The 11,963-nt window shown below is 64.4% G+C and carries 6 protein-coding genes; all 6 read left to right on the top strand.

Annotation, left to right across the window (positions count from 1 at the left end; translation table 11 throughout):
- The first annotated feature begins 42 nt into the window (after nucleotides 1–42).
- Nucleotides 43–2,079 carry a methyl-accepting chemotaxis protein gene (locus ACX3OZ_RS06095; RefSeq protein ID WP_459104034.1) on the top strand — a complete coding sequence of 679 codons (2,037 nt, stop codon included), beginning with the start codon at nucleotides 43–45 and terminating at the stop codon, nucleotides 2,077–2,079.
- Between the two features lie 416 nt (nucleotides 2,080–2,495).
- Entirely contained in the window at nucleotides 2,496–4,904 is a 2,409-nt protein-coding gene (locus ACX3OZ_RS06090) for a methyl-accepting chemotaxis protein (RefSeq protein ID WP_459093871.1), read from the top strand.
- Between the two features lie 147 nt (nucleotides 4,905–5,051).
- Nucleotides 5,052–7,454: a methyl-accepting chemotaxis protein gene (locus tag ACX3OZ_RS06085; protein ID WP_459104033.1), complete on the top strand. Its 2,403-nt coding sequence runs from the start codon at nucleotides 5,052–5,054 to the stop codon at nucleotides 7,452–7,454.
- A gap of 137 nt (nucleotides 7,455–7,591) precedes the next feature.
- Nucleotides 7,592–9,175 carry a methyl-accepting chemotaxis protein gene (locus ACX3OZ_RS06080; RefSeq protein WP_459104032.1) on the top strand — a complete coding sequence of 528 codons (1,584 nt, stop codon included), beginning with the start codon at nucleotides 7,592–7,594 and terminating at the stop codon, nucleotides 9,173–9,175.
- Between the two features lie 503 nt (nucleotides 9,176–9,678).
- The gene (locus ACX3OZ_RS06075; protein ID WP_459104031.1) at nucleotides 9,679–11,430 is read left to right on the top strand and encodes a methyl-accepting chemotaxis protein; all 1,752 of its coding nucleotides are present in this window, start codon (nucleotides 9,679–9,681) and stop codon (nucleotides 11,428–11,430) included.
- A 95-nt stretch (nucleotides 11,431–11,525) separates the two neighbouring features.
- Nucleotides 11,526–11,912 (top strand): methylglyoxal synthase, encoded by a 387-nt coding sequence (locus ACX3OZ_RS06070; RefSeq protein WP_459093867.1) that lies wholly within the window; start codon nucleotides 11,526–11,528, stop codon nucleotides 11,910–11,912.
- Nucleotides 11,913–11,963 lie beyond the last annotated feature (51 nt).

Raw genomic sequence — 11,963 nt, 5'->3', positions numbered from 1 at the left:
GCAGCTTGCTGCAACGCGTGGGGGGAGCATGGGGCAATCGAAATGTTGACGCGCGTTGGGCAATTCTTCGGCAATATAAAACTGACCACGATGATCGCTGCATTGGTGATCTCGGCCATCATTGTTTCGGTGAGCGTGGTCACGGCGGCAATCTATCTCAATCTGAGCGCCTCCACCCGCAGCACGGCGCTGAGCCAGCAGACGACCAATCTCAAAACGGCGGCCACCATCGTTGAAGGCAATCTGCCGGGCGCCGAGGTCAAATGGGGCGAAGCCGGCGAGCTGGCCGAAATCCACACCTGGGCCATGCCGCGCCAGTTTCTCAATCATGACATCGTCGATTCCATCGCCCGCATCACCGGCGAGGCCGCCAGCATTTTCGGCTGGGACGAGGCCAGCCAGGGTTTTGTGGGCATGACCACGACCATTGCCGGCGCTGATGGCCAGCGTCTGGCCGGCACTACCCTCGGCCAGGCCAATCCGGCCTATGCGACCCTGCTCGCGGGCCAGCCCTATTACGGCGAGGATGTGCTGGCCGGCACAGCCTATTACACCGCCTATCAGCCGATCCTGGATCAGGCCGGGGCGCCGGTCGGCTTGCTGTTTGTCGGCGTCGACAAGGACAAGGTCGAAGCGGTGGTGCTCGACGCGGTCAAGATGCTGCTGCTGGTGGGTCTGGTGACTCTGCTGGCGCTGGGCGCCATCGGCTATGTGCTGTCGCGCCTGATGATGGGTTCGGTGCCCAAGCTGGCGCGGACCATGAAGTCGGTAGCCGAGGGCGATTATGAAACCGAAGTGCCGTTCATCACCCGCGGCAATGAAGTGGGCGAAATGGCCCGCGCCGTCGAGGTTTTCCGCGAAAACGGCCTCAAGGTCAGCCAGATGACCGAGGAAGAGCGCGCCGCATCGCAGCGCCGTCGCATCGAGCGCACCGATATGATGGTGGCGCTGCAGGCGGCGTTTGGCGAGGTGGTGGATGCTGCCATCGCCGGCGATTTCTCCAAGCGCGTCCACGCCCAGTTCCCCGATCCCGAACTCAATGCGCTGGCCGGCAGCGTCAACAATCTGGTGGAAACGGTGGATCGCGGCCTCGGCGAAACCGGCGAGGTGCTGGCAGCACTGGCCGATACCGATCTGACCCTGCGCATGGAAGGCGATTATCAGGGCTCGTTTGCCAAGCTCAAGACCGACACCAATGCGGTGGCCGACAAGCTCAGCGCCGTGGTGACCCAGTTGCGCTCCACCTCGCGCGCCCTCAAGACCGCGACCGGGGAAATCCTTTCCGGCGCCAATGATCTTTCCGAACGCACCACCAAGCAGGCCGCGACCATCGAGGAAACCTCGGCGGCGATGGAGCAATTGGCCGGCACGGTGGCCGAAAATGCCCGCATGGCCGAAGACGCCAATGGCAAGGCGCAGTCGGTGTCCGACAGCGCCGCCCAGAGCGGGGTGACGATGGAACAAGCCAATCAGGCGATGGAACGCATCACCTCCAGCTCGGCCAAGATTTCCAACATTATCGGCATGATCGACGATATCGCCTTCCAGACCAATCTGCTTGCCTTGAATGCTTCAGTGGAAGCCGCCCGCGCGGGTGACGCGGGCAAGGGCTTTGCCGTGGTGGCGGTGGAGGTGCGGCGGCTGGCCCAGTCGGCGGCTAGTGCGTCATCCGACGTCAAGGCGCTGATCGAGCAGAGCGCCAATGAGGTCCGGGGCGGCAGCAAGCTGGTGTCCAATGCCTCCGACCAGCTCACCGCCATGCTGGACGCCGTGCACGAGAATACCAGTCTGATGCAGTCCATCGCCCGCGCCAGCCGCGAGCAGGCGGCAGCGATTGATGAGGTCTCGGTGGCGGTGCGCACACTCGACGAGATGACCCAGCATAATGCGGCGCTGGTGGAAGAGACCAATGCCGCCATCGAACAGACCGAAGCCCAGGCTAGCGAACTCGACCGGGTGATCGACATTTTCACCATCGACGCCGAGGCCGCGACGACGACACGCAGTGGCCGGGCGCAACCGCGCGCCTATCTCAGCCAGGGCAATGCCGCACTGGCGCAGGACTGGGCCGAATTCTAGCGGCGTCCCCTGGGGTGGCATGATGCCTGACCTGCCGCCCTCCACCCACCCCGGCCGTCACCCTCGGGCTTGACCCGAGGGCTCTACACTTCCCGTGCCGCAGCCAGTTCAGTCCCCTCGGGTCAAGCCCGAGGGTGACGATCCGGTTTCAAACCCATCCCCCCACCCTTTTTGTCGCCGCCCGCTCACGAAGCGGATCGTGCTTAACCCGACCTTAAGTCAGCCTTCGGCATGGTGGAGGCGGACGCAGTTGTACTTGGCCTGAACCGGTCGCGCGAGCACGCGGCAGAAGCAACTTTGCGTCGCTTCCCGCTATCAAATTCTGGTTCCTGCCGCACAGCTGCGGTCACGGGGCTCGGCTGTGCCGGGTTGTCGGGGGCCGTCTCGCAAGAGACACTTATGGTAGGGAATACAGAATGAAATTCTCCAACCTGTCGATCCGCACCAAGCTGGTGGTCGGCGCGGGAGTACTGTTCGCCACATCGATCTGTGGCATCGTGTTTGCTGGTACCACGCTGATGTACGAGACGGCGGGCAATGAGGCGGAAGCGCGGGCGCGCGCCCTGCTAGGCCAATATAGCCAGCTGGTTTCAGGGCAGATGGGCGGCGTGATTTCGCTGGCCCGTGGCATCACCACGGCCGTCGAAGGCGCCATTGCCGAAGGCCCGGTCAATCGCGATCAATTGGGCCGCTTGATGTCGGCGACGACCGCCGCTCGCCCCGAGCTGGTCGGCATGGCGCTGGCTTTCGAGCCCGATGCGCTGGATGGCCGCGATGCGGCCTATCTCAACCATCCCTATTCCGACGCCACCGGGCGTTTCGTGCCCTATTTCATCAATCAGGACGGCAAAATCGTCGTCGACAAGCTCGATTTGTCGCCGCAGGCCAATAATGAATCCTGGTACCAGCTGCCGCTCGCGGAAAACCGCACCGTCCTGACGCCGCCCTTCGCCTATGAAGTGGATGGCGAGACCGTGCTGATGACCACGATCAGCGCCGTGGTGCACAAGGGTGGCAAGCCGGCCGGCGTGGTCACCGCCGATCTGAGCCTGGCCACCATCGCCGGCGTGATTTCCCAGCTGCGACCCTTCGATGTCGGCAATGTCATGCTGATCAGCAGCGACAATCAGTGGATCGCCAATCCCGATCCGGCGCTGGTCGGCACGCAGCTGGCCCCCGAAATCGCCGGCGTGCTGCTCGATGAGAGCCTGATGAGCAAGGGCATGTATTACACCGATGCCAATGGCATTCAGCAATTCGTCGCCTCGATGCCCTTCACCTTTGATGGCGTCGACGACAGCTGGACCCTGCTGATGGATGTGCCCTCGGCCACCATCTTTGCCAGCGTCGACCAGATGCGCAATCTGTCGCTGGGCGCCGGTGCGGGCCTGCTGGCGCTGGTGCTGCTGCTGGTGTGGCTCGGCGCCGACATGATCGCCAAGCCGATCCGCCGCATGACCGCGATCATGGGCGGTCTGGCCAAGGGCGAATATGAGGTCACCGTGCCTTATGCCGATAATGGCGACGAAATCGGCGCCATGGCGCGGGCGGTGGAAGTGTTCCGCCAGAACGGGCTCAAGGTCAGCCAGATGACCGAGGCCGAAGCGGCGCGCATCATTGCCGACGAACAGAGCCGGCGCGCCATGATGAGCGACCTGCAACACGCCTTCGGTCAGGTGGTCGATGCCGCCATTGCCGGCGACTTCACCCGCCGGGTCGAAACCGAATTCCCCGATCCCGAACTCAACGGGCTGGCGCAGAGCGTCAATAGCCTCGTCGATACCGTCGATCGCGGCCTCGAAGAGACCGGCCGGGTGCTGACGGCCTTGGCCAATACCGACCTGACCATGCGCATGCATGGCGACTATCAGGGCGCCTTCGCCAGCCTCAAGGCCGATACCAATGCGGTGGGCGACAAGCTCACCGAAGTGGTGACCCAGCTGCGCGTCACTTCGCGCACCCTCAAGACCGCGACCAGCGAAATCCTGTCGGGTGCCAACGACCTGTCCGAACGCACCACGCGACAGGCGGCCACCATCGAGGAAACCTCGGCGGCCATGGAACAGCTCGCCGCCACCGTGTTGCAGAATGCGCAGCGCGCCAAGGATGCCAGCGTCAACGCCGCCGAAGTCACCCGCACCGCCGAACAGGGCGGGCTGGTGATGGAAAAGGCCAATGCCGCCATGGCGGCCATCGAAGTCAGCTCCGGCAAGATCTCCAACATCATCGGCCTGATCGACGACATCGCCTTCCAGACCAATCTGCTGGCCCTCAACGCCTCGGTGGAAGCGGCTCGCGCCGGTGATGCCGGCAAGGGCTTTGCCGTGGTCGCCGTGGAAGTGCGGCGCCTGGCGCAGTCGGCGGCCAGTGCCTCGGCGGACGTCAAGGTGCTGATCGAGCAGTCGGCCAATGAGGTCGGCATGGGCTCGCGTCTGGTGTCCGATGCCGCCGGCCGGTTGATGACCATGCTGACCGCGGCGCGCGCCAATGACCAGTTGATGGATGGCATTGCCCGCGAAAGCCACGAGCAGGCCGGGGCCATCGAAGAGGTCAATGTCGCCGTCCGCACCATGGACGAGATGACCCAGCACAACGCCGCTTTGGTCGAGGAAACCAACGCCGCCATCGAGCAGACCGAGGCCCAGGCCAGCGCGCTCGATGATATCGTATCGGTGTTCAATACCGGCATGCGCGAACCCGACCCAGTCCGCGCCCCGACGCGCAGCGCAGCGACCACCAACCGGCCGGCCGCCGTCAAGCGCGCCGCCCAGGCCTATCTCAGCCAGGGCAGTGCCGCCATCTCGGCCGACTGGAACGAGTTCTAGCAGGCTTCGCCTGTCGCTATCTGTCCAGCGCCCTCCCCCAGCGGGAGGGCGTTTTCGTTTGTGTGACGGCCGTGTAACGACCCCGGAAGCGCTTCTTTAACCATATTCTTCCTATGGTTTGCCGCCTCAACAGCGGAAGTTCATCGCATGACGACCCAGCTCAAACTTGCCTTCAAGCTGCCGGCCATGGTCGTGGCGATTGCGCTTGTCACCGGGGCCAGTCTGGCGCTGGCGGCCTATGTCGCCAGCAGTGCCATTGTCACCAGCCAGGCCGAGCAGCGCCTGACCTCCGCCGCCGCCAATGCCCATTCGGCGCTGGAAGCCTATCTGCGCGAAGTGGCCGAGGATCTGACGCTGTTTGCCGGGCGCTCCGAGATCGCCGCCAATATCGATACCTTCGCCGGCGCCATGCGCTCGCTCAAAGGGCAGGGCGATCCCACCGAGCTGTTGCAGGGTGCCTATCTGACGGGAAACCCCAATCCGGCCGGCGAACGGCTCAAACTCGACACCTCTGACAAGCTGCCGGTCTATGATCTGCATCACCGGAGCCTGCATGCTGATTTCCGCGATCTGCTGGAAAAGCGCGGCTATGACGACGTGCTGCTGTTCGATACCGATTTCAACAATGTCTATTCGGTGTTCAAGGACGCCGATTTCGCCACCAATTTTGCCGAAGGCGGCGGGCCCTGGGCCGCCAGCGATCTGGGCAAGGTCGTCCGCGCCGCCATGGCGGGTGAGGCCGGTCAGGTGTTCCTCTCCGATTTCGCCCCCTATGCGCCCAGCGCCGGGGCCCCGGCCAGCTTCATCGCCGGGCCGGTCTATGATCAGGGCTTTCTGATCGGCGTGCTGGCTTTGCGCCTGCCCACCGCCCGCATCGGCGACGTGCTGGGCCGCACCCGTGGGCTGGGAGAGAGTGGGGAAACCTATCTGGTCGGCCAGGACGGGCTGGCCCGCAATGACGCGCCGCAGACGCCGGACAATGATGTGCTCACCCTGTCGATTGCGGGCGAAGCGGTCAGCGCCGCTTTGGCTGGCACCGCTGGCATCGGCACGCTCGAACATGCCAATGGGCAAACCTATGTACTGGCCGGCGAGCCGCTGAGCTTTGGCGGCGTTGATTGGGCGGTGGTGGCGCTGGAGAGCCAGGCCGATATTTCCGCCCCCGCCAATAATCTGCGCCAGACCATGCTGCTGATCGGGCTGGCCTTGCTGGCGCTGGCCACGCTGGTCAGCGTGCTGATCGCCCGCACCATCACCCGACCGATTTCGCGCCTCACCGACGCCATGGCCGAGATTGCTGCCGACCGGCTGGAGCTGACCGTGCCCGGCCTCGAGCGCGCCGACGAGCTGGGCTATATGGCCGAGGCGGTGGAAGTGTTCCGCCGCAACGGCCTCAAAATGGCCGAACTGCGCCTTGTCGAGCACGATATGAGCGCCGAACGCGCCGGGCAGGTCAGTGTCATAAGGGCGCTGCAACAGGATATCGGCGCCGTGGTCGGGGCCGCCATCGACGGCGATTTCTCCCACCGTGTCGGCACCGAGCTCGCCGATCCCGAACTGCGCCTCCTGGCCGACAATTTCAACGATCTGGTCGCCACCGTCGAGCGCGGCCTCGGCGAAACCGGCAGCGTGCTGGCGTCCCTGGCCCGCGCCGATCTCAGCCACCGCATGACCGGCGACTACAAGGGCGCCTTTGGCCGCCTGCGCGACCACACCAATGGCGTGGCCGAACAGCTCGGCCAGATCGTCACCCAATTGCGCGGCACCTCGGGCGCGCTCAAGACCGCGACCGGGGAAATCCTCTCCGGCGCCAATGATCTGTCCGAGCGCACCACGCGGCAGGCCTCCACCATCGAGCAGACCAGCGCCGCCATCGCCCAGCTCAGCCAGACCGTGCTCGACAATGCCGACCATGCCGCCGAGGCCAGCCAGAAGGCGCGGGCCGTCTCGGTCGAGGCCGAAGCCAGCGGCGCGGTGATGGGCGAGGCCACTCTGGCCATGGGCCGCATCACCCAGTCCTCCGGCAAGATCTCCAACATCATCGGGCTGATCGACGACATCGCCTTCCAGACCAATCTGTTGGCCCTCAATGCTTCGGTGGAAGCGGCCCGCGCCGGCGATGCCGGCAAGGGCTTTGCCGTGGTCGCCGTCGAAGTCCGTCGCCTGGCGCAATCGGCGGCCAGCGCTTCTGCCGACGTCAAACTGCTGATCGAGCAGAGCGCCAATGAGGTCAAGGGCGGCTCCCAGCTGGTGGCCAACGCTGCCGAGCGGTTGGTGCTGGTGCAGGATGCCATCCGCGCCAATGCGCTGCTGCTCGACGGCATCGCCCAGGCCAGCCGCGAACAGGCGGCCTCCATCGACGAGGTCAATGTCGCGGTGCGCCAGCTCGACGAGATGACCCAGCATAATGCGGCGCTGGTGGAAGAGACCAATGCCGCCATCGAGCAGACCGAGGCGCAGGCCAATGAACTCGATCAGGTGATCGGGGTGTTCACCCTGGCCGCCCCGACCCGGGTGACGCCGCTGCGCTCGTCCGGCCGTGCTGCCTGAACGGCGCTGTCACCCGCCGAGGGCCCGGTTAACCGGGCCTTCACCATGCCCGCATCACTGTAGGGCAATTGATCCAGATCATGGTCCGCCGCCGGACTATGGCACACACGTCACGCAGTTACCCCTTGAGCGCCCCTATGCCCACCAAAGACAGCCTGCAATCCCGTCTCGACTTCATCGGCCTCGATCAGACGGCTCGCCAGCGGCAAGCCAGGGCGAAAATCCATGTCGACAAGCATCTGCCGCTGGCGCTCGATAAATTTTACGCCAAGATCGCCAAGGTCCCGGCGGTCGCGCGCTTCTTTGAGGGCAAGCCGCAGATGGACAAGGTCCAGGCCCGGCAGGTCGGGCACTGGCAGGCGATTGCCGATGGCGCGCAGGACGATACCTATTTCGAGGCCAGCAGCCGCGTCGGCCTGGTTCATGCCAGGATCGGGCTGGAGCCGCGCTGGCATATCGGTGGCTATGGCGTCATTCTGGAAACGCTGGTGACCGGTCTCGTGCATGACATGATGACCGAGGCGCTGCAGCCCAAAAAGGGCCGCTTCGGCAAAAAGCCCGCCTCGTCCGAGGAGGTTTTGGCCGCTGCCGACGACATGGCGCTGACCCTGGCCAGCCTGATCAAATCGACGCTGCTCGATATCGACATCGGCGTCACCGCCTATTTCGACAAGCTCACCGAGGACACCCGCGCTGCCGATGATGCGGCCAAGGCCAAGATCAATCGCGCGGTGACGCTGACCGGCGAAGTGCTCAAGGAGATGGCGGGCGGCGATCTGACCCATCGCATCATCGCCGAGTTCGATCCCGAATTTGCCCAGATCAAGGACGACACCAATGCGGTAGCCGACCGGCTGACCGATATTGTCGGCCAGCTGCGCGAGACTTCGCGGTCGCTGAAAACGGCGACCGGGGAAATCCTTTCCGGCGCCAATGATCTGGCCGACCGCACCACCAAGCAGGCGGCGACCATCGAGCAGACCTCGGCGGCGGTGGAACAATTGTCGCTAGTGGTGGTGGAAAATGCCCGCCGCACCGCGACCGCCAGCGGCAAGGCCCAGGTGGTGGCACAGAACGCCACCCAGGGCGGCACGGTGATGAAGCAGGCCAATGAGGCCATGACCGCCATCGAAGCCAGCTCGGGCAAGATCTCCAACATCATCGGGTTGATCGACGACATCGCATTCCAGACCAATCTGCTGGCTCTCAACGCCTCAGTCGAAGCCGCCCGCGCTGGCGATGCCGGCAAGGGTTTTGCCGTGGTCGCTGTCGAAGTCCGCCGGCTGGCCCAATCGGCCGCCAATGCCTCGGCCGACGTCAAGACGCTGATCGAGGCCAGTGCCCGCGAGGTGCAGAGCGGCACCCGCCTGGTTGGTCAGGCCGCCGAAACGTTGCTCGATATTCTGGCCGGGGCGCAGGAAAGCGCCACGCTGATCGACACCATCGCCCAGGCCAACAAGGACCAGGCCGCCTCGCTCGAAGAGGTCGCCATCGCCGTGCGGCAGATGGACGAGATGACCCAGCACAATGCGGCGCTGGTCGAACAGACCAATGCCGCCATCGAGCAGACCGAAAGCCAGGCCAGCGATCTCGATAGCATTGTCGACGTGTTCAAGATCGGCTCCAGCCGCGCCCCCCCCGTGACCCGCACCCCGCGCTTCCGCGCCGGCCCGGTCAGCGTCGGCAACACCGCGCTGGCGCAGGACTGGAACGAGTTCTAGCGGACAGTCGGCGGTTGGTTGTAACCATCGATCTCAGCGAGCCCCGATAGGCTCCCTCCCCCTTGAGGGGAGGGCGGGGGTGGGGGTATCGTGGTTCCCCCAGGCTCGATGTGTGTGGAGGCTCCGACACCCCCACCCTAACCCTCCCCTCAAGGGGGAGGGGACGGCATCGAGGCCCTCCAACACCAAGCCCCCCATAGGCCCGCCCCAGCGCGAAATTGTCGGTCCATTAACCTTTCTCGCGCAGCTTGAGCGGGACGCAGATCAACGCAGCATCGCGGGCAGGCCCGGCGATTCAAGGTGGACGATCGAGCCGTGCTTCACTCCGCAAATCAACTGCCGCTGCCAGCCACTAGACCTCCAGACGGCCACAGGCCGCAAGCGGACCCGCTGCATCTACGCAGTGTCCACTAGCGCCATCAAAACTCACATTTATCCATTATTTTCTAACCTGACTGCTGCGCCGGTCAGCGCTGGACGCATGGGGCTGGAGGGCCTTTTCGATGGGATTATTCGGACGGAATAGCGGCAGCGACGACAAGGCCAAGGTCGAGGCGATCATGCGCAGCCAGGCGGTGATCGAGTTCGGGCTCGACGGCACCATAATCACCGCCAACGCGAATTTCCTCAATGCCCTGGGCTATGCGCTCGATGAGGTCGTGGGCCAGCATCACCGCCTCTTTGCCGATCCCGCCGAGGCGCAGTCGCCGGCCTATCAGCAGTTCTGGGCCGATCTTGCCGCCGGCAAGTTCCAGGCCGCCGCCTATCGGCGCCTTGGCAAGGGCGGGCGCGAGGTGTGGATTCAGGCCAGCTACAATCCGGTGTTCGACAAGGCCGGCAAGCCGGTCAAGGTGATCAAATTCGCCACCGACGTCACCGCCCAGACCAATCAGGCGGCCGACCACGAGGCCCAGATTGCCGCCATCAGCCGGGCGCAGGCCATCGTCGAATTCAACCTCGACGGCACGGTGCGCAGTGCCAATGAAAATTTCCTTGCCGTGCTCGGCTATCGGCTCGACGACATCGTCGGCAAGCATCACCGCATGTTCTGCGATCCGGCCTATGCCGCCAGCGCCGACTACCGAAGCTTCTGGGAGCGGCTGCATGGCGGGGAATATGTGGCCGCCGAGTTCCAGCGCTTCGGCAAGGGTGGCAAGGAAGTCTGGATTCAGGCGTCCTACAACCCGATCCTTGATGCGCAGGGCCGGGTGGTCAAAGTGGTGAAATTCGCCACCGACATCACCGAGCGCAAACGCGCCGAAGGCATTATCGCCCATCTGACCGCCAGCCTCGCCAAAATGGCCGAGGGCGATCTGAGCGGGCGCATCGATAGCGAATTCACCGGCCAGTATGAGCAGTTGCGGCTGGCCTTCAATCAGTCGCTGGGGCGGTTGCTCGATATTGTCGGCGGCCTGCAAAAGACCTCGCGCTCGCTCAAGACCGCGACCAGCGAAATCCTCTCCGGCGCCAACGATCTGTCGGAACGCACCACCAAGCAGGCGGCGACCATCGAGGAAACCTCGGCCTCCGTGGAACAGCTCTCCACCGCCGTACAGGACAATGCGACCCGCGCCTCCACCGCCAGCCAGAAGGCGCAGGCCGTCTCCTCCAGCGCCACCGAAGGCGGGCAGGTGATGGCCCGGGCCAATGAAGCCATGGGCGCCATCGAGACCAGCTCGGGCAAGATCTCCAATATTATCGGGTTGATCGACGACATCGCCTTCCAAACCAATCTGCTGGCGCTGAACGCCTCGGTCGAAGCCGCCCGCGCCGGTGATGCCGGCAAGGGCTTTGCCGTGGTCGCTGTCGAAGTGCGGCGCCTGGCCCAATCGGCAGCGCAGGCCTCCAGCGAGGTCAAGGTGCTGATCGAAGCCAGCGCCAGCGAAGTCAAAAATGGCTCCCGCCTGGTCGGTCAGGCCTCCGAACAGCTGCTGGCCATCCTCAATGGGGCGCGGGAAAGCTCGACCCTGATCGATGCCATTGCCCTGGCCAATAGCGAACAGGCGGCGGCGCTCGAGGAGGTCACCGTCGCGGTGCGGCTGATGGACGAGATGACCCAGCACAATGCCGCGCTGGTCGAACAGACCAATGCTGCCATCGAGCAGACCGAAGCCCAGGCCAGTGAACTCGATCAGATCGTCGACATCTTCAAAATGGAAGGCGCTGCGCCGGTCGCCAAAAAGCCGGCCCGGCCGACCCCCGCCTTGCGCAGTATCGGCAATGCGGCGATCTCGCCGGACTGGAACGAATTCTAGCAAGACAACCGCAAGAAAACTGTCAGCATGCTGCCAGCCATTGCCCAGATTGCTGCAAGCATGCTTGAAGCAATCTGAGCAGGATGGAGAGCAGCATGGCGCGGATCGGGTTGGTGGCACATGACGATAAAAAGGACGATCTTTGCGTCTGGGCCGCCCGACATCGCCACATCCTTAGCCAGCATGAACTATGGGGCACCGGCACCACTGGCAGCCGGGTGATGGCCGCCACGGGCCTGTCGGTGGCGCTGCTCAAAAGCGGCCCGCTGGGCGGCGACCAGCAGCTCGGCGCGATGATCGCCGAGGGCAAACTGGATGTTCTGATCTTCTTTATCGATCCGATGACGGCGCAGCCGCATGACGTCGACGTCAAGGCGCTGACCCGGCTGGCGACGCTGTATGATGTGCTCTGCGCCAACAATAAATCGACGGCCGACGCGGTGCTGGTCTATCTGGGATCGCCTGACGCGCCAGACGTTTAGCGGCGATTTTCCGGCGTTGAAGCGATTGCAAAGCCGGCTTGCAACTTGAAA

The sequence above is a fragment of the Devosia sp. A369 genome (genome assembly GCF_054489345.1).
This window is presented reverse-complemented; position numbering and strand designations above follow the sequence as displayed.